Origin of the sequence: Microvirga sp. KLBC 81, assembly GCF_003075415.1 — a bacterium.
In the GTDB taxonomy this organism is placed as follows: Bacteria; Pseudomonadota; Alphaproteobacteria; order Rhizobiales; family Beijerinckiaceae; genus Microvirga.
On sequence record NZ_QDAH01000020.1, the window covers coordinates 45573 to 67871 of the forward strand.

Annotated in this window: 20 protein-coding genes; 6 read left to right on the plus strand and 14 right to left on the minus strand. The window is 63.0% G+C overall.

Translation table 11 applies throughout. From position 1 onward, the window contains the following. The first annotated feature begins 9 nt into the window (after positions 1 to 9). The gene (locus DC522_RS14620; protein WP_116529418.1) at positions 10 to 1185 is read left to right on the plus strand and encodes a VWA domain-containing protein; all 1176 of its coding nucleotides are present in this window, start codon (positions 10 to 12) and stop codon (positions 1183 to 1185) included. Between the two features lie 5 nt (positions 1186 to 1190). Then, the gene (locus DC522_RS14625; RefSeq protein ID WP_116529419.1) at positions 1191 to 1760 is read left to right on the plus strand and encodes a hypothetical protein; all 570 of its coding nucleotides are present in this window, start codon (positions 1191 to 1193) and stop codon (positions 1758 to 1760) included. A gap of 110 nt (positions 1761 to 1870) precedes the next feature. Here DC522_RS14625 and DC522_RS14630 read toward each other — a convergent pair whose 3' ends face one another. Together DC522_RS14630 and DC522_RS14635 are read right to left on the minus strand one after the other, a co-directional pair. Next, complete coding sequence (locus DC522_RS14630) at positions 1871 to 2296, minus strand: universal stress protein (protein WP_116529420.1); 426 nt, start codon at positions 2294 to 2296, stop codon at positions 1871 to 1873. 15 nt (positions 2297 to 2311) lie between these two features. Beyond that, complete coding sequence (locus DC522_RS14635; protein ID WP_047191964.1) at positions 2312 to 2632, minus strand: 2Fe-2S iron-sulfur cluster-binding protein; 321 nt, start codon at positions 2630 to 2632, stop codon at positions 2312 to 2314. Between the two features lie 319 nt (positions 2633 to 2951). On the opposite strand from DC522_RS14635, the gene DC522_RS14640 reads away from it, so the two are divergent. Beyond that, on the plus strand, positions 2952 to 7730 hold the full coding sequence (locus tag DC522_RS14640) for a hypothetical protein (RefSeq protein ID WP_116529421.1): 4779 nt from the start codon (positions 2952 to 2954) through the stop codon (positions 7728 to 7730). A 450-nt stretch (positions 7731 to 8180) separates the two neighbouring features. Here DC522_RS14640 and DC522_RS14645 read toward each other — a convergent pair whose 3' ends face one another. From DC522_RS14645 to DC522_RS14660, 4 genes are read right to left on the minus strand one after another with little or no spacing between them, the layout of a single operon-like run. After that, the gene (locus DC522_RS14645) at positions 8181 to 8849 is read right to left on the minus strand and encodes an ABC-type transport auxiliary lipoprotein family protein (protein WP_245444164.1); all 669 of its coding nucleotides are present in this window, start codon (positions 8847 to 8849) and stop codon (positions 8181 to 8183) included. A gap of 24 nt (positions 8850 to 8873) precedes the next feature. Beyond that, positions 8874 to 10211: an MlaD family protein gene (locus DC522_RS14650; protein WP_116529423.1), complete on the minus strand. Its 1338-nt coding sequence runs from the start codon at positions 10209 to 10211 to the stop codon at positions 8874 to 8876. Between the two features lie 9 nt (positions 10212 to 10220). Beyond that, complete coding sequence (locus tag DC522_RS14655) at positions 10221 to 11021, minus strand: ABC transporter ATP-binding protein (protein ID WP_205769638.1); 801 nt, start codon at positions 11019 to 11021, stop codon at positions 10221 to 10223. Between the two features lie 4 nt (positions 11022 to 11025). Next, positions 11026 to 12132: an ABC transporter permease gene (locus DC522_RS14660; protein ID WP_371679616.1), complete on the minus strand. Its 1107-nt coding sequence runs from the start codon at positions 12130 to 12132 to the stop codon at positions 11026 to 11028. A gap of 126 nt (positions 12133 to 12258) precedes the next feature. Between DC522_RS14660 and dgcA the strand changes: the two genes are divergently transcribed. Further along, on the plus strand, positions 12259 to 13242 hold the full coding sequence (gene dgcA / locus DC522_RS14665; protein ID WP_116529425.1) for an N-acetyl-D-Glu racemase DgcA: 984 nt from the start codon (positions 12259 to 12261) through the stop codon (positions 13240 to 13242). Here the strand turns inward: dgcA and DC522_RS14670 are convergent. From DC522_RS14670 to DC522_RS14680, 3 genes are all read right to left on the minus strand, one after another. Beyond that, the gene (locus DC522_RS14670) at positions 13212 to 14396 is read right to left on the minus strand and encodes an MFS transporter (protein WP_116529426.1); all 1185 of its coding nucleotides are present in this window, start codon (positions 14394 to 14396) and stop codon (positions 13212 to 13214) included. The genes dgcA and DC522_RS14670 overlap by 31 nt on opposite strands. 251 nt (positions 14397 to 14647) lie before the next feature. Continuing rightward, entirely contained in the window at positions 14648 to 15655 is a 1008-nt protein-coding gene (locus tag DC522_RS14675) for a glycosyltransferase family 1 protein (RefSeq protein ID WP_116529427.1), read from the minus strand. Further along, on the minus strand, positions 15655 to 16488 hold the full coding sequence (locus DC522_RS14680) for a UDP-2,3-diacylglucosamine diphosphatase (protein WP_116529428.1): 834 nt from the start codon (positions 16486 to 16488) through the stop codon (positions 15655 to 15657). The genes DC522_RS14675 and DC522_RS14680 overlap by 1 nt, the downstream gene beginning before the upstream one ends. A 199-nt stretch (positions 16489 to 16687) precedes the next feature. Here DC522_RS14680 and DC522_RS14685 point away from each other — a divergent pair, with 199 nt between their 5' ends. Beyond that, positions 16688 to 17620: a DMT family transporter gene (locus DC522_RS14685; protein WP_245444166.1), complete on the plus strand. Its 933-nt coding sequence runs from the start codon at positions 16688 to 16690 to the stop codon at positions 17618 to 17620. Between the two features lie 110 nt (positions 17621 to 17730). Continuing rightward, positions 17731 to 18348, plus strand: a complete 618-nt coding sequence (locus tag DC522_RS14690) for a helix-turn-helix domain-containing protein (protein WP_047191974.1) — start codon at positions 17731 to 17733, stop codon at positions 18346 to 18348. Positions 18349 to 18376: 28 nt separating this feature from the next. Here DC522_RS14690 and DC522_RS14695 read toward each other — a convergent pair whose 3' ends face one another. The 5 genes from DC522_RS14695 to puuE all read right to left on the minus strand — a co-directional run bounded on the left by DC522_RS14695 (position 18377) and on the right by puuE (position 22295). Continuing rightward, a complete protein-coding gene (locus DC522_RS14695) occupies positions 18377 to 19327 on the minus strand; it encodes a cytochrome c (protein ID WP_116529430.1) in 951 nt (316 codons plus the stop codon). 62 nt (positions 19328 to 19389) lie between these two features. Next, positions 19390 to 19827 (minus strand): cytochrome c, encoded by a 438-nt coding sequence (locus tag DC522_RS14700; protein ID WP_116529431.1) that lies wholly within the window; start codon positions 19825 to 19827, stop codon positions 19390 to 19392. Between the two features lie 120 nt (positions 19828 to 19947). Continuing rightward, complete coding sequence (locus DC522_RS14705; RefSeq protein ID WP_116529432.1) at positions 19948 to 20262, minus strand: rhodanese-like domain-containing protein; 315 nt, start codon at positions 20260 to 20262, stop codon at positions 19948 to 19950. A 67-nt stretch (positions 20263 to 20329) separates the two neighbouring features. Next, complete coding sequence (gene lysM / locus DC522_RS14710; RefSeq protein WP_116529433.1) at positions 20330 to 20776, minus strand: peptidoglycan-binding protein LysM; 447 nt, start codon at positions 20774 to 20776, stop codon at positions 20330 to 20332. Between the two features lie 76 nt (positions 20777 to 20852). Beyond that, on the minus strand, positions 20853 to 22295 hold the full coding sequence (gene puuE, locus DC522_RS14715) for an allantoinase PuuE (RefSeq protein WP_116529434.1): 1443 nt from the start codon (positions 22293 to 22295) through the stop codon (positions 20853 to 20855). Positions 22296 to 22299 lie beyond the last annotated feature (4 nt).

The following is a 22299-nucleotide window of genomic DNA, read 5'->3' on the forward strand; positions in this document are numbered from 1 at the left end:
CCGGCGGCGATGTTCCTCACCTTCTTCGCAGAGCTGCGCGCGGCCAAGGTGCCCGTTTCCTTAAGAGAGTATCTCTCTCTACTGGAAGCGCTCGATCAGGACCTCGCCGACAAGAGCGTGGAGGAATTCTACTATCTGTCGCGCGTGTGCCTGGTGAAGGACGAGCGCCACTTCGACAAGTTCGACCAAGTCTTCGCCCATGTCTTCAAGGGCCTGGAGAGCATGAGCCAGGCCTTCGGACGAGAAGAGATCCCCAAGGAATGGCTGCGCAAGCTCGCCGAGCGCTACCTCACGGAGGAGGAAAAGCAGCAAATTGAGGCCATGGGCTGGGACAAGCTGTGGGAGAATTTGAAGAAGCGCTTGGAAGAGCAGAAAGGCCGTCACCAGGGCGGCAACAAATGGATCGGCACCGCCGGCACCTCGCCCTATGGCGCCTATGGCTACAACCCGGAAGGCATCCGCATCGGCCAGGACAAGAACCGCAACTTCCGCGCCGTGAAGGTGTGGGACAAGCGCGAGTTCAAGGATTTCGACGACAGCGTCGAGCTCGGCGTGCGCAACATGCGCATCGCTCTGCGGCGGCTCCGCCGCTTCGCCCGCACGGGCGCGCCCGAAGAACTCGACCTCGATGGCACGATCCACGAGACCGCGCATAAAGGCTATCTCGACGTGCGCTTGCGGCCTGAGCGCCGCAATGCGGTCAAGGTGCTGCTCTTCCTGGATGTCGGCGGCTCCATGGACTGGCACATCCAGGCGGCGGAAGAGCTGTTTTCGGCGGCTCGGCTCGAATTCAAGCACTTCGAGCATTTCTACTTCCACAACTGCGTCTATGAGCATCTGTGGAAAGAGAACCGCCGTCGCTTCGACGAGAAGATCCCGACCCTCGACGTGATCCGCACCTACCCTTCCGATTACCGCGTGGTCTTCGTGGGCGATGCCTCCATGAGTCCCTACGAGATTACGCATCCCGGCGGTTCGGTGGAGCATTGGAACGAAGAGGCGGGCGGGGTCTGGATCCGGCGCATCCTCGATCATTTCCCGAAGGCGGTCTGGCTGAACCCGGTGCCTGAGGGTCACTGGAAATACACCCAGTCCATCACCCTCATGCGGCGGCTCTTTTCCGAGCGCATGCATCCGCTGAACCTTGAGGGCATAGACCATGCCATGCGCGAGCTGATACGCTGAAGCTCATGACACAAACCTATACCCATAGCCCCCGCCCGGTGGGCGGGCCGATCAGTTTTGCCATCAAGGGCGATAGGCTGATTGTGGATTCCGGCCGCAAGGTGCACGAAGTCCGCCTCGGCGCGGTCGAGACCATGCGCATGACCTATGAGCCCGGACGCATTGGCCAGAAATCCTTCCGCACGAAGGTCACGATGAAGGACGGCAAAACCTTCGCCTTCAGCTCTCTCAACTGGCGGAGCCTCATCGAGGCGCAGGAGATGACGACGGAGTACCGGGCCTTCGCCCAAGCTCTGTGCGAGACCATTGCTAAGGCCAATCCGGAAGCCCGCTTCATCGCCGGCAAGCCGTGGTGGCTCTGGTTCTCGACGACGGCGATCGCGCTTCTATCGCTTCTCCTGATGGCCTACCTGATCTGGCAAGCCCTTCAGATGGGCTCGACGGGCGTAGCCCTGATCGGCGCCCTGCTCGCAATCGTCGGCGTCTGGCAGATCGAGCCGATGGTGCGACTCAACAAGCCGCGCGTCTTCAGCTCAGACACGCTTCCAGAAGAGCTTCTACCGAAAGCGCGCTGATAGCTCTGCCGTCATCACCGGCCTTGTGCCGGTGATCTCGATTGTCTGATGCAGAGCGCTCTTCGGAAACGAGATGGCCGGGACAAGCCCGGCCATGACGATGAGGGCTCTTAGGCCCGCACCACCAGCACCGAGCATTTGGCGTGGCGCACGATGGTCGCAGCGTTGGAGCCGAGAAGATAGGTGGCCATGCTGGGGCGATGCGAGCCGATGACGACGAGGTCCGCGCCGGTCTTCTCGGCCTCGTCCAGCACCTCGTTATAGACGGAACCCAGGCGCACCACAGCAGAGACGCGCTCGGCCGGGAGCTTGATGCTGGCCGCGAGCTTGGCGAGCTTCTTCTCGGCCGCGTCCTGCTGCTCCTGGTCGAAGGCCGGGGGCATGAACTCCATGTAGGTCACGGGCACGATGGCACGCACATAGATCAGGCGGATATCGCCCTCGGAGGCCTCGGCAAGCTCCACGGCCTTGGCGAGAGCAGGCTGCGCCGCCCCGATTTCACCGAGATCGACGGGAACAAGGATCGTCTTGAACATGGATGTGTCTCCGGCTCAGCCCTGTCGAGTGGGCGTGTGAACGACGAGGCCGTCCATCTCAGGGCGGACCCGGATCTGACACGACAGGCGCGAATTGGGACGGACATCGAAGGCGAAGTCCAGCATATCCTCTTCCATGGGCTGCGGTTGACCTGTCACAGCCTCCCATTCCTCATCGACATAAACATGGCAGGTCGCGCAGGAGCAGGCGCCGCCGCACTCGGCCTCGATACCGGGAATGCCGTTCCGCACGGCGGTCTCCATGACGGTGGAGCCCTCCTCGGCCTCCACAGTCCGGGCGGTGCCCTCGGCATCGATGAATGTAATATTGATCATTGCGGACCTCTTGGTGACGGCGCATATTTAAGACATGGTGCGCCGGATGACGAGAGACGGGCACGAGACTTGCCGTCTTTTCGCCGCATTTCCCCCGGTAGTGCAGGTTACTGAGCCGTTAACGACGTTCGCAAGTGGCAGGGGACATCGGGTTTCCTTGACCATGACCGGCCGCTAAACTCGCTTGGTAAATAGTAGATTACCGTACGGAAGGACTGTCATCGGCTCTTCCGGCCCGGCTGAGGCCACGCATTTTCCTTGTTGGTCAAGGGAACACAGAGGCTTCAGCCACCATTCAGTTGCGTCACGAGGGCGGATCATGGCGACCGAGAAGAAGAAGATGAAAGACCCGGCGGAGGCAGCCCTTTCGGCTGTTGAGCAGGCGCTCAACCTTGACGAGACGTTCGAGATTCCCTCGCCGGATCAGCCGGAGAGCAAGTCTTCTTCCGACGAGCCGCGGCTTCCAGATATCGAAGCCCATGACTTCACGAAGGGTCCTTTCTCCTTGAGCCCCGACCTTCCGGAGGAGCGAGAGGACCGTTTGGACGATCGCGATATCAGGCTCGACGACGCGCCCCGCTCCGGCTTCGTCGCGCCTGACCGCACTGCCGTCGCCAACGATGACCGCCAGAACGTCGGCGTGATGCTGCAGGCTCTTCAGGTTCGCCCCTCTCGCAGCGCTTATATTTTCGCGACGCTTGCTTCCCTCCTCTGGCTCGGTGGCATCGGCTTCTTCCTTTACTCCCAGGGCATTGCGACTCCCGAGCAGCTCACTGCCACCTTCTCAACCTCGCAGCTCGCCCTTGGCGCTGTGGCCCTGGTTGCCCCGATCTTCCTGTTCTTCATTGCCGCAATGCTCACCATCCGCTCGCAGGAAATGAAGATGGTGGCCCGGGCGGTCGGTGAAGTGGCCATGCGTCTTGCTCAGCCCGAGAACTTCTCCACCGACGCTGTTCTCTCGGTCTCCCAAGCCGTGCGCCGCGAAGTGGCTGCCGTGGGTGACGGCGTGGAGCGCGCGCTTGCCCGTGCTGGGGAACTGGAAACCCTCGTCCGCAGCGAGATCTCCACGCTCGAGCGCGCCTATTCCGACAACGAGATCCGCATCCGCTCCCTCATCGACGAGCTCGTCGCGCAGCGCGAGGCCATCGTCTCCAATGCGGAGCGCGTGCGCGGCGCCATCACCGGTGCTCACCAGAACCTGATCCAGGACCTCGACGTCGCCAGCGACCGCGTCGTCACCGCCGTCGGCGGCGCAGGCGATAAGGTCACCAGCTCCCTCGAACATCAGGGCGACCAGATCACCCAGGCTCTCGGCCGCGCCGGCGAGCGCGTCGTCGAGGAAATGGCGAGCCGCGGCGTCGAGCTCGTGGAGCGCCTCGCCGGTGCAAGCGAGGAGATCAAGACCGGTATCGCAGAAGTTGGCACCACCATCACGACTGCCCTTGAGAGCAAGGCGCAGGACATCACCGGCGCCTTCGAGCGTACAGGTGACGTCCTTACCCGTCACCTGCAGGACGGCGCGAGCCAGGTTACCCGCACGCTGGCAGAAACGGGCCGTGGCGTCATCGACGCTCTCGCCGAGCAGGGCAGCGACGTGCGCGAGGCCTTCGAGCAGACCGCTCGCAGCCTGGAAGAGAGCTTCGCCCAGCGTGGCAGCGAGATCACCGAGAAGCTGGCGGCCACCGGCGGCGTGATCGCCGACGACATCTCCGCTCGCACCACCGAGATGCGCGATCAGATCGCGGCAGCGGGCCTCTCCGTGAGCGAAGAGCTCATGGCGCGCGGCACGGCACTGCGCGAGCAGCTCGCCACCACCGGCTCGGATGTGGTCAACGACATCATCACCCGCGGCAACGAGTTCCGCGAGCATCTGGCCACCACGGCTTCCGAGGTCAGCAGTCAGATCACCCTTCGCGGCAGCGAGGTGCGCGAGCATCTCGAAGGCGCCGTGCGCATGGCCGACGAGTCCATCGGCAGCCGTGTCGAGGATCTCGCTGTGCGTCTCGAAACCGCGAGCCAGCGCGTCAGCGAATCCGTCACCGTTCAGGGTCAGGCTCTCGAGAACAACCTCGCCCAGGTCGGCGAGCGCATCTCCTACCTCATGGGCTCCAAGGTCGAGGAATTCCAGTCGGCCTTCGAAACCCGCGGCCAAGAGTTCACCGAAACCCTCACCCGCCACGCGGACGACGTGCAGACCCGTCTTGCCACCACCGGCAAGGACATCGTGCTCGCCATCGCGACGCAGGGCGCACGCGTCAACGAGGTGCTCAACCGTACCGCGGAAAACCTCACGACCACTGTCGACACCCGCACCCGCGAAGTGGAGGAGACCCTGGGCTCGCGCCTCGAAGCCTTCGAGGGCGTCATGGGCCGCGGCGGCGAACTCGCAGACCGCATCTCCCGCGATGTGGGCACCCTGACTGAAACGATCAGCGGCCGCTTCGAGGAGATGGACCGTCTCATCACCGTGCAGGGCCGCACTATGGCTGAGTCCTTCGCCGAGCGCGCTCGCGAGGCGACCTCCGTCATCGAGACCCAGCTCACCGCTCTCGAGGAGCACGCCTCCCGCCGCACTACGGAGATCACCGTCAACTTCGACACCATCGTCGAGCGCGTGGACAGCGTTCTCAGTGCCCGCTCCACGGCCCTCAACGAAGCGCTCGTCGTGCGCACCGGTGAGATGGCCCGCGTGATGGCCGAAGGCGGCCGCGATGTGACGAACGCTCTCCAGACCCGTGTCGACGAGATCAGCCAGGCGATCACCGCCAGGACCACCACCATCGCCGACACGCTCGCCTCCAAGGCCGAGCAGATCGGCGAGACGCTGGAGGCCCGTGCCAACAGCATCAACGAGATCCTCGGCAACCGCGCCGGCGAGATTACGCAGACGCTGGAAAACCGCATCTCCGCGATCAACCAGATCCTCGGCGACCGTGCCGACGAGATTGCCGAGACCCTCGGCGCTCGTGCCTTCGAGATCAACCAGACCCTCGGCGGCCGTGCGGAGGAAATCGCGCAGACCCTGAGCACACGCGCCACCGAGATCAATCAGACCCTTGGCGGTCGTGTGGAAGAGATTGCATCGACCCTCGGCAACCGCACCGAAGAGTTGGCAGCAACCCTCGATCAGCGCGTCAGCCAGTTTGAGGATCGCGTGGTCAACCGCCTCGGCGGCGTGGTGGAAGCCATCGACGAGCGCGGCTCGGCGGTCGTCTCCTCGCTCAACAGCCGCATCGGCGAGATCCGCTCTATCTTCGATACGCAGGGCAACTCGCTCATCGAGTCGCTCGGCAGCCGTAGCGAAGTGATCGGCCGCGAAGTCACCACTATCACCGAGAACACCCTGCGCGCCCTCGAGGATCGCAGCCAGACCATGCTGTCGTCGCTCCAGGAGCGCACGATGGAGCTCACCTCCTCCTACATGCAGTCGACGGAAGCCATACGGGTTGCCATCGATGCCGGTACGGAGCGCACGGTCGAGACCCTGCTCGGTACGAACGAGCGCCTGCGCGGCGAACTCAGCGACGTGCTCGGCCGCCTGCAGGATGCCAGCCGCGCTCTGCAGCAGGTGGCGGCCTCCGCCAGCAGCAATCTCGGCGCCGTCGAGGACGGGCTCGGCGGCCGCGTGCAGCAGATCGAGACGCTTCTGTCGGAAATCGCCTCCCAGGCGAACCGCGCGTCCGATCAGGTCGCCGATCAGGTCGATGCCCTGCGCAGCGTGTCCTCCGGCGCGATCCAGCAGGCCATGGACCTCGCTCATGCCCTCGAGGATCGCGGCCGCGCGCTCACCGAGACCACCTACGAGCAGATCAACACCCTCACCCAGGCAGCTTCCGCCCTGGAACGTGTTGAAAGCCGCATGACCGAGGCCCTGACCAGTCGTCAGAGCGCCCTGGACGAGCTGCTCGGTCGCATTGAGGAACGCTCGCAGGACCTCGAATCCGTCACCCGCGCCTTCACGAGTCTCGTGGAAGGCTCGCTCCAGAATGCCGAGAACAAGGCCCGCCAGATCGGCTCTGTCCTTGCGGGTGCCGCCGAGACGACCACCCATGCCATCGGCGAGCAGTTCGAGCGCATCCGCTCCACCACCAGTGTCGAGAGCGAGCGCACCGCTGCGACCCTGCGCACCACCTACGAGCAGGCTGCCGCCGAAATGGCGGAAGCTCTCAGCAACGCCACCTCGAAGTTCCGCGACACCATGGGCGAGCTGCGCGGCATGACCGGCCAGATTCAGCGGGAGCTGGAGGCCACCCGTGCCGAGCTGCGCCGCGGTGTCGTCGAGCTGCCACAGGAGACGCAGGAGACCACGGCCAATATGCGCCGCGTGGTCGCTGACCAGATCAAGGCTCTCAACGAGCTCTCCGCTCTGGTCTCGCGCTCCAACCGCGTGGTCGATGCGGCTCCCGCCGCTCAGCCGCGCCGCGCTGCGGTGAACGAGCCCCCGGTCGCTGCGACCATGGCTGCGGTTGCCGCCGCCGTCGAGCAGCGCATCGCTTCCCCTGCCCCCGCCCAGCCCCCTGCGCCGACGGTGGCCCGCCAGCCCGAGCCGCGTCCGGCTCCTGCTCCGGCCCCAGCTCCCGCGCCGGTCCGTCAGGCCGCGGCTCCGGTGGAACGTCCCGCTCCTCGCCGTGAAGAGGCTGCCCCCTCTCGCGACGCCGGCAATGCCCGTGGCGGTTGGCTCTCGGATCTTCTGACACGCGCCTCGCGCGATGAGGAGGAACCTGTTCGCGCCCCGGCACGCGGTGGCCGCACCAACGGCCTCGACTCGCTGGACTCGATCTCGGTCGACATCGCCCGCATGATCGACCACGACGCGGCCGTCGAGCTGTGGGACCGCTACCGTCGCGGTGAGACCAACGTGTTCAGCAGCCGTCTCTACACGGCGCAGGGTCAGCAGACCTTCGAGGAGATCCGCCGCAAGTACCGCCGCGACGAGGAGTTCCGTCAAACGGTCGACCGCTACGTGGACGAGTTCGAGCGCCTGCTCGCCGAAGTCTCCCGTGACGACCGCGACTCGACACTGACGAAGACCTATCTCACGTCGGAAACCGGCAAGGTCTACACCATGCTGGCCCACGCGAGCGGCCGCTTCGAGTAAGACCGGTCCAATTGAAGCAGAGATACGAAAACGCGGCCTTCGGGCCGCGTTTTTGTTTAGAGCATCGTGCGGAAAAGTGGATCCGGTTTTCGCTGACGCGGACCTCCGGTTCCGCTCTCAACGATGCTCTCATTCAAGGAGAAAGCATCGGATGGGTCCCAAAAGTGCAAATCCACTTTTCGGTCCGATGCTGTAGTGTTTCTCCATCCCTGCAACACACCCTCATCCTGAGGAGCGCAGCGTCTCGAAGGGCGAAGCGTCTCCAGCACGCACTCGACCCTCCTTCGAGACGCAGACTGCTTCTGCTCCTCAGGATGAGGGTGGCGGTTCCCAACACGGGGATGGCCACAACAGGCCCGGTCATGACGAAGGACAACTGAGCGACGACGAGCAAAAGGCCCCGCTTTGCTCGGAGCCTTGAACGATCTTTCCAGATAACAACGAAAGCGCTTAGGTCGGCGCCTGTTCCTTGACTGGAGACTGACTGCTTATGTCGCCCGGTTCGTCGCGTCGTGGGAGCGAGCTGCCGCTGACCCAGCGCACGATGTCGAGCATCACGGCCGAGAGTGCTTCATCGAGGGCGCGGGCGGCATTGGCGGCATCGACCGAGGCGACCGGCGTGCGGGCGCGGAAGATGCGGCCATTCACGATGCGGCCGCTCTGGTCGCTCACGATCTTCATCGAGATCTCGACCACTCCCTCGTTGGAGGGAGTGGCGATCTCGAAGCTGCGTAGCTCCGAGATGAGCTGGACGTCGGCCACTGCGCCGCTGCTGGGCCGGGAGACCCCGCGCAGCTGGGAGGCGTTCTCGAAGGTGTTGATCAGGCGCGTCTGGATAAGGCGTGGCAGATTATCGGCCCACTGCCCTCCTCCGATGAAGGAAACCGAGCCGCTCGCATCCTTCACCAGGATCTGCTGGGTGGAGAGCGTCTGCAGCGCCGCCGGCTCGTTCACAAGCACCTGGACACCGGCAGCGCCCCTGATACGGGACGTCGGCGCGGAGAGATCATACGTGGCCGGAGCCGGGCCCGACGAGCAGGCACCGGCGAGCGCAGCCAGAAGCACGACGGGCATCAGGCGCCGAGGCGGCCGGGGCAGAGCGGTCGGGGGGAAAGACACGGATGATCCACGCATACGGGTTACTTAACGGCGTCCATTGTATTCGGGGAGATTGGGACGGCTACCGAAAAGAAACTGCTGTGGATTACGTTCGATGCTCCGCACTGCACGGCTGATGTCGCCAAGCGTCTTGCGGCCCTCGGCGGCCAGCGCCTCGTATTCCCTCAAGCCTGAATCCGTGAAGCGACCGACCCCGCTCACCACCCCCTCGATGCCCCTGGTCCGCTCATTCAGATCATTGGCCAAGTCGCGCACGGAGACAGCAGCGGCCCGTATCTCGTCAAAGGCTCCCTTGCCCGCCTCGCCGGAGGCCGAACCGAGGAACTTCTCGGCGCCTGCCAGAACACCATCGATCCGATCTGCAGACTTGTTGAGCTTCTCGGTGATCGAACGCGCTTCCTGGATTGCCTTGTCGATGTCCGGTCTGCGGCTGTTCATGGTATCCATGAAGGCTTGAACATTATCGACCGTGCTTCTCACCTTGTTCGGATCGACGGCCTTGGTCAGCGTCGAGATCTCGGTGATCGCGGAATCAAGCTTCGGGGCCGTTTCGTTGAGGCGATCGATCAGGCTTGCCGCGTCACGCAGGGCCTCGCTCACCACCTGCCGGTTCTCGCCCAGCGCCTGGGTGAAGTTGTCCACGTTCTCGACGATCCGCGTCACACGCTGCGGCTCGACCGCGCGAACCACCTGATCGACGTTGGTGGCAAGCGTATCGAGTTTCTCGGCCAGAGGACCGATCTTCTCGGCCGCCTGCCCAACCTGGGCCAGGAAACGGTCGATGCCCTCCGCGTTCTCCCCCAGAGCCTGGGAGAAGCGCTCCACGTTCTGAACCGTGCGGTTGATGGAACCCTCGTTGTCAGCAACCACACGGCCAACGCGCTCAAGCACGTCATCGGCGCGGCGAGCGATGTTACGGGCGGTTTCGATCAGATCCTGGAAGTCGGAACGGTCGGCGAAGATCGTGGGCATCGGCTGACCAGGTCCTGCCACAAGCGGAGGAGCGCCGGGCTCGCCGCCGGAAAGGCCGATATTCGCAACACCCGTCAGGCCCTGATATTCGAGGCGGGCGCGGGTGTCAGCGCGGATGGGAATATCGCGGCCCACCTGGACGATCGCCACCACGCGGCGCGGATCCTCAGGGAGAAGGCTGATTTCCGTCACCTCGCCTACGCGAAGGCCATTGAAGGAGACTGTGGAGCCCTGGGATAGACCGGATACGGAACCGGAAAAGACAATGCGAACACTCTGCCGTGCCTGTCCCCGGTCGCCACCGGAGAACCAGTAGACGAAGCCGAACGCCGCCGCGATCACCGCCAGGGTGAAGATGCCGATCAAAGCGTAATTCGCACGCGTTTCCATCGTAGTCCCTTACGCGCCGCCGGCCATAGCCGCACGTGCCCGTTTTCCATGAAAATAAGAGCGGAGCCACGGGTGATCCGAAGCCAGCATCGCCTCGATAGGCCCTTCCGCCAGTATCTTGCCCTCGCCGAGCGCCGCGATCCGGTCGCACACCGTGTAAAGGCTGTCCAAATCATGGGTTACCATGAATACGGTGAGCCCCAAAGTCCGCTGTAACGTCGCGATCAGCTCGTCGAAATCGCCTGCGCCGATGGGGTCGAGGCCGGACGTCGGCTCGTCCAGGAAGACGATGTCCGGGTCGAGGGCGAGCGCCCGAGCCAGCGCCGCGCGCTTGATCATGCCGCCCGAGAGTTCGGACGGCAGCTTGTCCGCCGCATCGGGCTTTAGCCCCACCATCTCGATCTTCAGCATGGCCAGCTCATCGAGAAGCCGCTCGGAGAGGTCGAGATGCTCGCGCATCGGAACCTGGACGTTCTGCTTCACGGTCAGCGCCGAGAACAGCGCGCCCTGCTGGAACAATACGCCCCAGTGCCGTTCCATGAGACGGTGCTCGGCCGGGGACAGCTCGTCGAGGTTCTGGCCCAGGACCTCGATGGTGCCGGCGCGCTTGGGAACAAGGCCGAGGATGGCACGGGTGAGGACCGACTTGCCCTGACCGGACGCGCCGACGAAGCCGAGGATCTCGCCACGATAGACGTCGAGATCGAGGTTCTTGAGGATGGTCTTCTCACCGAAGCCGACCTCGACGCCGCGCACGCGGATGATCACTTCGCGGTTTTCTGTGGGAGCAGGATGATGTCGTTCGAGCATCATTTCAGTACCTGATGGCCGCGAAGAACATGGCGAAAAGACCGTCGAGCACGATGACCATGAAGATGGCCTTCACCACCGAGGAGGTCACATGCCGGCCGAGGGATTCGGCCGAACCCGCCACCGCCATGCCCTCCAGCGTGGCGATGATGCCGATGACCATGGCCATGAAAGGCGCCTTGATGAGACCGACCATGAAGGTGTTGAACCCAATCGCCGCCCGCAGGCGGGTCAGGAACACGTCAGGGCTGATATCGCCATAGACCCAGGACGTGATGCCGCCCCCGAGCAGCGCCGCAATCGAGGCCAGGAACGTGAGCAGCGGCAGGCCGATGATGAGGGCGAGGATTCGGGGCAGGATCAGCACCTCGATGGGATCGAGCCCCATGACGCGCAGGGCATCGATCTCCTCACGCATTTTCATGGAGCCGATCTCGGCGGTGAAGGCAGAGCCGGAGCGGCCCGCCACCATGATCGAGGTCAGCAGGACGCCCAATTCGCGCATCACCAGGATGCCGATGAGGTCCACTACGAAGGGCGTGGCGCCGAACTTGACCAGCTGGAAGATACCCTGCTGGGCGACGATGGCGCCGACGAGAAACGAGATGAGGACGATGATGGGCACGCCGCGATAGGCGATTTGCTCCAGCTGGTTCACCAAAGCCGTGCCGCGGAAACGCCGAGGATGGACGATCACCCGGATGAAGGCCGACACCAGCTCCCCCAAGAAGGCGACGCCGCGTACGAGGTCGCTCCCCGCTCCGGCAACCGTCTGGCCCACATCGACCAGGAAATCGACGAAACGCGAGGGTTTAGGCTTCTGCTGCTCCTGGAAACCGCGATAGGCAACCTCGTTCAGGAGAATATGCTGTTCCTGGCTGGCGTTGACGAAATCGGACGCCAGACCGCCCCCGCCGAGTTCATGGCGGGTGCGGTCGAGAACCCAGGCGCCGAGCGTATCGAGCCGCTGGACACCGCCGAGGTCAATGATGAGGTGATGCCGGTCGGCCTGAGCCGCGATCTCGCCCGCCAGAGATTCGACTGCGCGCGCGTGCTCGGCCGTCCAGGGACCGGTCAGCACCGCCGTGACCTTGTTCCCGGCACGCTCGATTTTCAGCTGCGGCTCGTGAGCCAGGGTGCTCTGCGCCACGATCATCCTTCCGGCATTGATTCCGTTTGGTGATAGCGTGTAGCTGCGTCACAAGTCGAGATGAAGTTCTAACAGGAAGCCAAGAGAATGCGTCAGCTCACCGTTTCCATCGACCGTTTTCCCATCGCGGGCAAGTTCACCATCGCCCGCGGCTCGCGCACCGAGGCGGTGGTGGTCACGGCTACCATCAGCGAGAACGGCGCCGTCGGGCATGGGGAATGCGTGCCCTATCCTCGTTATGGCGAAACGGTCGAAGGCGTGGCGGCAGCCATCGAGGCCATCCGCCCGCGGATCGAAGCCGGGCTGACCCGTGAGGCCCTGCAATCCCTCCTGCCAGCGGGAGCCGCCCGCAATGCCGTCGACTGCGCCCTCTGGGATCTCGACGCGAAGCGTTCCGGCATCCGCGCCCATATCACGGCAGGCCTTACCCGCTGGCCGCCGGTGACCACCGCCTACACGATCAGCCTCGACATGCCGGAGGCCATGGCAGAAGCAGCCGCCAGGGCCGCGGAGCGGCCGATCCTGAAGGTGAAGTTCGGTGGGCCCGAGGGTGATATCGAGCGCATCCGGGCAGTCCGCCAGGCCGTCCCTCAGGGAACGCTCATCGCCGACGCCAACGAGGGCTGGACTGAAGGTAACATCGAGGCGCATCTCGCAGCCTGCGCCGAGGCCGGCTATGTCCTCGTGGAGCAGCCCCTCCCCGCCAAGGCGGATGGGTTCCTCGCCAAGATCGTGCGTCCCGTTCCCATCATGGCCGACGAGAGCGTGCACGACCGGCAGAGCCTGCCGCGACTGGTGGGGCTTTACGACGTCGTGAACATCAAGCTCGACAAGACGGGCGGTCTCACGGAAGCGCTGGCTCTCGCCGATGCGGCGGAGGCTCTCGGTTTCCCGCTCATGATCGGCTGCATGGTCGGCACGTCGCTTGCCATGGCGCCCGCCATGGTGATCGCGCCTCGCTGCCGCTTTGTGGACCTCGATGGCCCGCTCCTTCTCGCCAAGGACCGAGAACCCGGCCTGAAATACGAAGGCAGCTTGGTCTACCCGCCAGAGCCTGCCCTCTGGGGCTGAGCCTTCAGCTTTCCGATCACGACCAGCATGAGAACGAAGCCGATGGCCCCCAAGGGAGCCATCGCGGCGAAGACCAGCGGACCTGCCCTCTCGTAGATCATGCCGCTGCCGATGGTGGAGATCGCCGTCGTCAGGGCTGCGAGCGAGCCGTAGATCCCTTGAGCCCGCCCCCTCGCCTGCATCGGCGCGAGAGCGGTCAGCGCGGCCATGGTGCCGATATGGGTCGCGGCGAAGGACAGGCTGTGCATGATCTGAAGCACAAGAGTGACGCCCCATCCCGGCTGAAGGGACATCACGGAGAAGCGGATCGCCGCTGCCGTCGACCCAAGCAGGATCAGCCCCACTCCGGAACCGCGCCCGACGGCGCGGCCGAGGAGGATGAACACCAGGATCTCGGCGATCACGCCCGCCGCCCAGAAATAGCCGATGGCGGCATCCGAGAAGCCTAGGGAACGCCAGTGAATGCTGGCGAAGGCGTTGAGCGCGCCATGGCTTCCTTGAGTGACCGCCCCTGCGATCAGGAGGAGCCAAAGAACCTTCGGTAGGGCCGGAGAAGCCTTCTTTTCCTTGTCTTGAGGCTTCAGCAGATGATCCGGCACCTCGTTCGGCACGGCCATGAGCGTCGCCGAAACACCGAGTATGGGGATGAGTGTGAGCGCGACGACCACCACATTCGGCCCGAAGGCTCCCACGAGATAGCCGGCCACAATGTTGGTGATAAAGAACGCAACGGAGCCGCTGCCCCGGATGCGCCCGTAATTGAGGCCCGGATAGCGCTGCACCGCATTCGTCGAGACGAGATCGTTACCGGGAATGACGGCGGCCTGAGCGAAAGCGATGAGGGCGACGAGTGTCATGATCACGGCACTGTTGTCGGTGGGCATGAGCAGAGGAAAGCCCAGCATCTGACCCATATGGCTGGCCAGCAGCAGTCGCCTTGCGCCGAAAGAGCGGTCGGCCAGGCTCAGCAATGGAGCCGTTGCGATGATGCGCACGACGATCGGAATGGCGACCACGAACCCGATGATGGTGGGCGAGAGCGCCTTGCTCTGAAGCCAGAGCGGAAAGAACGGCAGGTAAACGCCGTAGCTTACGAAACTCGCCGCCTGCAAGGCGCCCAAGCGGATTTCGAGGGCTCTGGTCGAGAAGATCAAGGACGGCGCTTCCCAGAATCAGCGTAAGCGAGAAAGGCGTCCATTAAAGGCATGTGCACCCGCCCGCCAAGGCCCGGCTCGCATGGATGTGTTGATGAGGGGAAGTGAAGCCAAGCCTCGGCAATCTCTATCCTCATCCTGAGGAGCAGCCATCAGACTGTGTCTCGAGGGAGGGTCCGGAGAACACGGGAGACGCCCTGATCCTTCGAGACGGCCTTTTCGGGCCTCCTCAGAATGAGGGCTATATTTCCTCAGGCGCTCGCGTGGGCAGCCTCGATGTTGGAGAAGAATTGTCTGGCGCTCTCACGCCAGGTGAAGGTCTCGCCATAAGCTCTGCACCTGTCCTTGGAAATCTCGAGGGCAGAGAGAGCAGCCTTCCGCAGATCGGCGTCGACGACACCGCAGCCCGACGAGCCGATGACGTCCATGGGCCCCATCACTGGAAAGCCCGCGATGGGAAGGCCAGAAGCCAAGGCTTCAAGCAGGACGATTCCGAAGGTATCGGTAAGGCTTGGGAACACGAACACATCGGCGGAGGCATAGACCCGCGCCAGATCCTCGCCGGTGAGAGCGCCAAGGAAGCGCGCCCGAGGATTGTGACGTTCAAGATCCTGACGCGCAGGCCCGTCGCCAACGACCACTTTCGTGCCGGGAAGATCGAGAGACAGGAAAGCCGAAAGGTTCTTTTCCACCGCCACGCGGCCTACATACAAAAAGATCGGCCCTGCGCAATCGAGAACCCGCTCGTGACGCGGGCGGAAGAGCGTGGTGTCGACGCCTCGCGTCCAGCGCACGATATTCTTGAAGCCTCGCGCGCTCAGCTCGCGTTCGAGCGAGGGCGTGCTGACCATCATGGCTTTCGCCTCGCGGTGGAACCAGCGAAGGACACCATAAGACCAGTTCTCCGGAACCGGCAGGCGCGCCGAGAGGTATTCCGGAAAGCGCGTGTGATAGCTGGTCGTGAAGGCTCGCTGTTGTCGCTGACAAGCCAATCGAGCGGAAAAGCCGAGAGGCCCTTCCGTGGCGATGTGAACATGATCGGGATCGACCTCGGCGATCATTCGCCCGACGATCTCCGGCCTCGTCAGCGAGAGGCGGATCTCCGGATAGGTCGGCATCGGGAAGGAGCGAAACCGCTCAGGCGTGAGAAGCGAGACCTCTATGCCGAACAACGGCGCTTGCTCCGCCATGTATTCGAGCGAGCGCACGACCCCATTGACCTGTGGCCGCCAGGCATCGGTGACGATGAGCACACGCATCAGGCGGCTCTCCCGTCGAGCGCAACGGGTTTTTCGACCGAGACCGGAATCTCGGGGCTGGGACTCGGCAGGCTCCTGCGGCTGGCCTCGCTCCAGCGGATCAGTTCGAGCGTGCCGTCGAAGTGCTCGACGACGACCGTGCACGATTCCACCCAATCGCCCGTGTTCACGTAAGAGACGCCGAAGTTCTCGTGCATCACAGCGTGATGAATGTGGCCGCAGATGACGCCATCCACCTCCTGCCGCCGGGCTTCCGCTGCCAGAAGCTCCTCGAAGCGGCTGATGAAATTGACTGCGTTCTTCACCTTCAGCTTCGCCCATGCGGACAGGGACCAATAGGTCAGGCCAAGCCTGCGGCGCGCGATGTTGAGATAGGTGTTGACGAAAAGGGCCGCCGTGTAGGCCCAGTCACCCAGGAGCGCAAGCCAGCGGGCATGGCGCACGACCAAGTCGAACTGGTCCCCATGGATCACGAGGTAGCGCTTGCCGTCCGCCGTCTCGTGAATGGCATGTTCGGCGAGTTCGATCCCGCCCAGGCTGATACCGACATAGTCGCGGAGGAACTCGTCGTGATTGCCAGGCACATAGATGAGTGACGAGCCCTTGCGGACCTTGCGCAGCAGCTTCTGCACCACGTCATTGTGGCTCTGTGGCCAGTACCAGCCCGACTTCAGCCGCCACCCATCGACGATGTCGCCCACGAGATAGATCATCTCGGCATCGTAGTACTTCAGGAAATCCAGAAGGGCTTCCGCCTGGCATCCTTTGGTGCCCAGGTGGAGATCCGACAGAAACAATGTACGCACGCGGATCGTATCCAGGTCCCTCGGCATGCGGCATCCTCTTTTGACCTTGTCTCACGCCAGCCAAACCGGATTCGCATCTCCTCCCCGTGACGGTCCGTTTGCAGTTTCATGACAAAACCTAAGGGGTTCCATGATCGTGGCGCAGGTAAGTCGCGCAGATAAGGGCTTCACGCAGGAGGCTTGTCGTGGTTCTTGTGCAACTCCTTGGTGCAAGTGGCTCGCTATCGTGAAACCTCTTCTGGGGATCTCCCTCAAAGTCCTATCAGCCCTCGTCTTCACGATGATGTCGGCAGTTCTCAAGTCCCTGATGGATCGCTACCCGACCGGGGAAGTGGTGTTCTTCCGTTCATCCTTTGCCATTCTGCCGCTCTGGTTGTGGCTGGCCTGGAAGGGCGACCTGATCAACGGCCTGCGGACGAAGAACGTACTCGGTCACTTCAAGCGCGGCTTTCTCGGCACGAGCGCCATGTATCTGGGATTTGCCGCCCTCTCCTTTCTGCCGCTCCATGACGCGATCGCCATCGGCTACGCATCGCCGCTTATTCTCGTGGTCCTGGCGGCCATTCTTCTGAAAGAGAAAATTCGCGCCTATCGCTGGACGGCTGTCGCGGTTGGCTTCATCGGCGTCATGATCATGCTCTCGCCGTACCTGACACCGGAAACCTTTGCGGGCGGCATTCTGGCCGGGCCGTCCCTCGGGGCCATCTGTGCCTTCGTAGGGGCCGTCTGCTCCGCAGGCGCGATGATCCAGGTGCGGCGGCTGACGGGAACGGAGAAAACCGGGGCCATCGTGTTCTACTTCTTCATCCTGGCCTCAGGACTCTCGTTCTGCACCATCGTTCTTGGCTGGAATATGCCCGATGCAAAGGATCTCGCCCTTTTCGTTCTCGGCGGAATCCTAGGCGGGATCGGCCAGATCCTGCTTACCGAGTCCTACCGCTATGCGGATGCCTCCGTGATTGCGCCCTTCGATTACACCACCATGATCTGGGCGCTTCTGTTCGGCTGGCTCATGTTCGGAGACCTGCCGACCCCCGCCATTCTGGTCGGAGCTGCCATCGTGGCGGGCACGGGCCTCTTCATCGTCTGGCGGGAGCACCAGTTGGGCCTGGAGAGATCCCGGGAACTGAAGGTCGCCTCCCAGAAGCCGGGGGCATAGTTTCAAGGAAAACACTCCCCGCGACCTCTCTGGCCTTGACCCGCCTCGTGTCTTATCTCACAACCGTTTAAAGGAACGGACGTTCGGTTTTTCAGAACAGAGGCATTGTGATGGGCGTCGAAGGCAAAGAGCGGCACCGGGACTTGGAAACGGGCGCGCAGGTTCTGTCCGGGAACATGGGCAAGACCATCCAGCGTCTGCGCAAGGCCTATAACCTGTCTCTGTCGGAGCTCGCCGAGCAATCGGGCGTGGCCAAATCCATTATCAGCCAGATCGAGCGGAACGAGACCAACCCGACCCTCGCGACGATCTGGCGCCTCAGCCAAGCTCTCGATGTCTCAATCGAGCGGGTGCTGGCCTCGGCGGACGAGGAGCCCTTCATCGAGAAGTCGTCCAAGGCCGACACGCCGATCCTCGTCTCCGACGACGGCAAGATGAAGCTCGCCATCATCGGCTGGATCAAGACCATCGAGTGGCTCCAATGGTACGACGTGCAGTCCGAACCCGGCGGCGTGCTCGATTCCGACAGCCACCAGCGGGGCTCGGTGGAGTGCCTCTCCGTTTTGGAGGGCGAGTTCGAGGTCGAGGTGGGCGGCGTTACCCAGCAGGCCAAGGCCGGCGAGTCCTTGCGCTATCGCTGCGACCGTCCCCATTCGGTGCGTTGCATCGGCGATAAGCCCGGCCGCGCCACCATGGTCTGCATCCTCAAAGCTGCCGTGATGGATTGAGGCCCTTGCCTCAATCCCACCAACATCTTTACGGCTTCGGCGCGACGTAGCCCTGCTTCGGAGGCAAGGAGAGAAGGTACTCCGCTATGGCCTTGCGGTCCGCCTCCGGCAGTTGCGCCGTATTGCGCACCACGGAGCCCATCGGCCCACCGACCGTATCGAAGTTCGGCGTCTCGCCCGTCGTGAGCAGGGTCACGAGATCGCCTTCAGTCCAGCCGCCGATGCCGGTCGGACTCGGCGTGATGTTCGGCACCGGGCCCCTGCCCTCCGGATCCGGCCCGCCGGCAAAGCGGCGGTCATCGATGATTGCGCCTGCGAAGTTGCGCTCACTATGGCATTCCACACAGTGGCCCGGACCATTCACGAGATAGGCGCCCCTATTCCAGCTTTCCGATTTTGACGGATCAGGCGTGAAAGGGTGCCCATCGAGGAAGGCGAGCTTCCAAAGGCCCACGCCTCGGCGAATATTGAAGGGGAATGGCAGGACGTGATCTGGCGCCTTTCCCTCGACCGCTGGAAGAGTCTGCATGAAAGCGAAGAGATCGGCCAGGTCCTCGCGCCTCATGCGCTGGTAGGAGGTGTAGGGAAAGGCCGGATAATAGTGCCGCCCGTCAGGAGACGTTCCCTCCTGCATGGCACGAATGAAATCGAGTACGCCCCAGGATCCGATGCCGTCCTGCTTGTGCGGCGAGATATTGGGAACGTGGAACGTGCCGAAGGGCGACTTGAGGGCGTACCCGCCGCCGAGCCGAAGCTTGTCGTCCTGGTTGGGAGTGGCATGACAGGAGGTGCAGCCTCCTGCGAAAAACATGATGCGCCCCTTTTCCGCATCAGGAGCACGGCTCAGGCCCATCGGCGTCATGAAATCGGCTGATGGGTTCCCTCGCAGCAAGCGATAAGCCGAGGGCGATGTCAGCGCCAGAAAACCCAGCACGCCCAGAACCGCAAGAACGCCCAAGCCTAGGATCGCTTTACGCATTGCTCTTCCCGAAACAGATCGGGCGGCCCATGAAGCCGCCCGTCCTTATGACTCAAAGAATATCAGGAGCTCTTCTTGCGGAAGTCGTTGTGGCAGGCGCCGCAGTTCTGCATGACCTTCGGCATCTCCGCCTTGAAGGAGGCCTCGTCCTTGATGGAGGCGAGAGCCGTTTTGGCGTCCTGGTTGAACTTCGTCATGGCCGCGTCGAACTTCGCCTTGTTTTCCCATACGGACGGCAGGGCCTCGGTATCTCCGACACCCTTTGTGTTTTCGGGGAAGAGTGTCGCCGCCTTCTGGGAGTTGTCAGCAAACACCTTGAGGCCGGCCTGCACCTTGGCCAGATCGAACGGCTCCTGACCGCGCAGCATGCCGCCGATCGGCCGCGTCTGTGCGCCCATCTGCTTCATCAGGTCCTGGCGCTGCTCGACCACATCGTTCTGTGCGATGGCCGCAGTGATACCCAGCGCCAGAAGGCTGGCGATGAAAATGGTACGCTTCATGAATGTTCTTCCCTTTGTTTCTTGAACGGCCGCCGATCCTGAAGGTGGTCGGACGAAACACAGTACTGCACTATTTGTCGCAGCGGAGTAGCCCCGCTTCATACAAATCTCTGTGAGGGCTTACGCGACCGGCTCACCGGCCGCGATCCAATCCTTGAACCCGCCCTTGTAATGCTCGCGGATGTCGCGCCCCGCCGCCTGAGCGAACTCCATGGCACGCACAGAACGGACACCGGCAGCACAGGAAAACACGATACGCTTGCCTTCCGGCAGGGACGAAGGGTCGAAGGTCGAGAGAGGATGCGAGACCGCGCCCGGGATATGCCCGGCCGCATATTCATGGGGCTCGCGCACATCGACCAGGAGGATCGAGCCGTCCTGGAGCCCCTTCTTGATGTCTTCGCGATCGAGATCGATGACCTGTGGTGCGCTCATGGAAAATTCCTCCCTGCAACACCTTCACTCTTATCGGCATTGGAGGGAGGATGGCAATCGAGGCGTTTCAGGAGAGCGGAGGAATCCGCAACACCCAACCGGGTTGGATCATATCGGGATCCTTGACCGGCGGGGAATTGGCCTTGACGATCTCGGTGTATTTGGCGCCTTTGCCCTTGCCGTAATGCTTCTCGGCAATCTCCCAGAGGGTGTCGCCTTTCTGCACCGTGTACATGGTCGAAGGGGTCGATGGCTGCTGGATCTGAAGATCGCTCGTATCCACTTCGGCAACGCCATAGGTATTGCCGAGTGACAGAATGATCTTCTCTGCCTCTTCCTGGGTGACGGCCTGACCCGAGAGCTTCACCTGATCGCCGTTGACCTGGATTCCAAGCTTGCTCGCGTCGAAGCCGTGACCCTGAACCTCCTGCTGCAGCTTCTCGGGCGTTGCAGCGGCGGCGCTGCCGCCAAAGATCTTGGCACCAGCTTCCTTGATGAACTTGAACAAACCCATGTGCTTCTCCTCCTGATTTGACCCCTCATGCGGCCGAGCTGAGACGAAGACGCATGATTGAGGCGAAGAGTTCCGCTCACGCCAGGTTCGAGAATACATCCGCCAGTGACGGCAGACGATCCTTGAGGCGCAGGAGCGCGATCAACTCGATCTGCACGATGGCCGTATCGAACTCCGTCTCGGCATCATGTTCCAGCCTCTCCTCGAAGGCCGCCATGATTTCATCCTTCGTACGGCCCTTCACCGCCATGATGAAGGGGAAGCCGAATTTTTGCTTGTAGGCATCGTTCAGTGCAATGAAGCGGTCCCGCTCTTCCTCGGTGAGGCTGTCGAGGCCTGCGGAGGATTGCTCGTTGCGCGAATCCGCCGTGAGGTCGGCGAGCTTCAGGCGGCCGGCCAGATCGGGATGTGCGCGAATGAGCGCGAGCTTCTGATCGCGCGTTGCTTCCGAGAGCACATGCACCATGGAAGCATGCAGTCCTTCCGCCGTGTCCTGCGCCGTCGTGAAACCGGCATCATAGGCGCGCTCCGCGATCCACGGTGAATGCTCGAAGATGTCGCCGAACAGTTCCGCGAACACCGCCTTGCTCATGGTGCTGGGCCTGAGGCTCACTGGGCGATGATAACGGATCCAGAGTCGGGCAATGTCGATGCGCCTGGCGATCCACACGTCATCGTGTGACGCGACATAATCGAGGAAACGCGCAAGCGCCGCAGCACGTCCAGGACGACCGACGAGACGGCAATGCAAGCCCACAGACATCATCTTCGGCGCGTGCTCACCTTCCGCGTAGAGCGTGTCGAATGAGTCCTTTAAGTAAGCGAAGAACTGATCACCGGAGTTGAAGCCCTGCGGCGTTGCGAAGCGCATGTCATTGGCATCGAGCGTATAGGGCACGATGAGCTGCAGGTGATTGCCGTGCTGTTCCCAATACGGCAGCTCGTCAGCGTAAGAATCCGCGCTGTAGAGAAAGCCGCCCTCCTCCGCCACGAGGCGATTGGTATGCTCCGACGTGCGGCCCGTGTACCAGCCGAGCGGACGCTCGCCGGTCACTTCCGTATGGATGCGGATCGCTTCCCTCATGTGCGCCCGCTCCTCCTCGGAGGAGAAGTCGCGATAGTCGATCCATTTGAGGCCGTGGCTTGCGATCTCCCAATCGGCCTCCTTCATGGCCGCCACCGCTTCCGGGTTGCGCATGAGTGCCGTCGCAACACCATAGACGGTGGCTGGCATCTTGCGCTCCGTGAACATGCGCCACAAACGCCAGAAGCCGACGCGGGAGCCGTATTCGTAGATCGACTCCATGCTCATGTGCCGCTGGCCGGGCCAGGGCTGCGCACCGACGATCTCGGAGAGGAAAGCTTCCGACGCACGATCACCATGGAGGATGTTGTTCTCGCCGCCCTCCTCGTAATTGATCACGAACTGCACGCAGATCCGCGCATCGTCCGGCCAGCGCGGATGAGGCGGATTGCGTCCGTAGCCGACGAGGTCACGGGGATAGGTGGTCTCGGGCATTGCT

What these genes read in the sequence shown, in the direction of transcription:
- DC522_RS14620 (WP_116529418.1), top strand. Translation starts at nt 10, where the DNA reads ATGTTCCTCACCTTCTTCGCAGAGCTGCGCGCGGCCAAGGTGCCCGTT.
- DC522_RS14625 (WP_116529419.1), top strand. Translation starts at nt 1,191, where the DNA reads ATGACACAAACCTATACCCATAGCCCCCGCCCGGTGGGCGGGCCGATC.
- DC522_RS14630 (WP_116529420.1), bottom strand. Translation starts at nt 2,296, where the DNA reads ATGTTCAAGACGATCCTTGTTCCCGTCGATCTCGGTGAAATCGGGGCG.
- DC522_RS14635 (WP_047191964.1), bottom strand. Translation starts at nt 2,632, where the DNA reads ATGATCAATATTACATTCATCGATGCCGAGGGCACCGCCCGGACTGTG.
- DC522_RS14640 (WP_116529421.1), top strand. Translation starts at nt 2,952, where the DNA reads ATGGCGACCGAGAAGAAGAAGATGAAAGACCCGGCGGAGGCAGCCCTT.
- DC522_RS14650 (WP_116529423.1), bottom strand. Translation starts at nt 10,211, where the DNA reads ATGGAAACGCGTGCGAATTACGCTTTGATCGGCATCTTCACCCTGGCG.
- DC522_RS14655 (WP_205769638.1), bottom strand. Translation starts at nt 11,021, where the DNA reads ATGCTCGAACGACATCATCCTGCTCCCACAGAAAACCGCGAAGTGATC.
- dgcA (WP_116529425.1), top strand. Translation starts at nt 12,259, where the DNA reads ATGCGTCAGCTCACCGTTTCCATCGACCGTTTTCCCATCGCGGGCAAG.
- DC522_RS14675 (WP_116529427.1), bottom strand. Translation starts at nt 15,655, where the DNA reads ATGCGTGTGCTCATCGTCACCGATGCCTGGCGGCCACAGGTCAATGGG.
- DC522_RS14680 (WP_116529428.1), bottom strand. Translation starts at nt 16,488, where the DNA reads ATGCCGAGGGACCTGGATACGATCCGCGTGCGTACATTGTTTCTGTCG.
- DC522_RS14690 (WP_047191974.1), top strand. Translation starts at nt 17,731, where the DNA reads ATGGGCGTCGAAGGCAAAGAGCGGCACCGGGACTTGGAAACGGGCGCG.
- DC522_RS14695 (WP_116529430.1), bottom strand. Translation starts at nt 19,327, where the DNA reads ATGCGTAAAGCGATCCTAGGCTTGGGCGTTCTTGCGGTTCTGGGCGTG.
- DC522_RS14700 (WP_116529431.1), bottom strand. Translation starts at nt 19,827, where the DNA reads ATGAAGCGTACCATTTTCATCGCCAGCCTTCTGGCGCTGGGTATCACT.
- DC522_RS14705 (WP_116529432.1), bottom strand. Translation starts at nt 20,262, where the DNA reads ATGAGCGCACCACAGGTCATCGATCTCGATCGCGAAGACATCAAGAAG.
- lysM (WP_116529433.1), bottom strand. Translation starts at nt 20,776, where the DNA reads ATGGGTTTGTTCAAGTTCATCAAGGAAGCTGGTGCCAAGATCTTTGGC.
- puuE (WP_116529434.1), bottom strand. Translation starts at nt 22,295, where the DNA reads ATGCCCGAGACCACCTATCCCCGTGACCTCGTCGGCTACGGACGCAAT.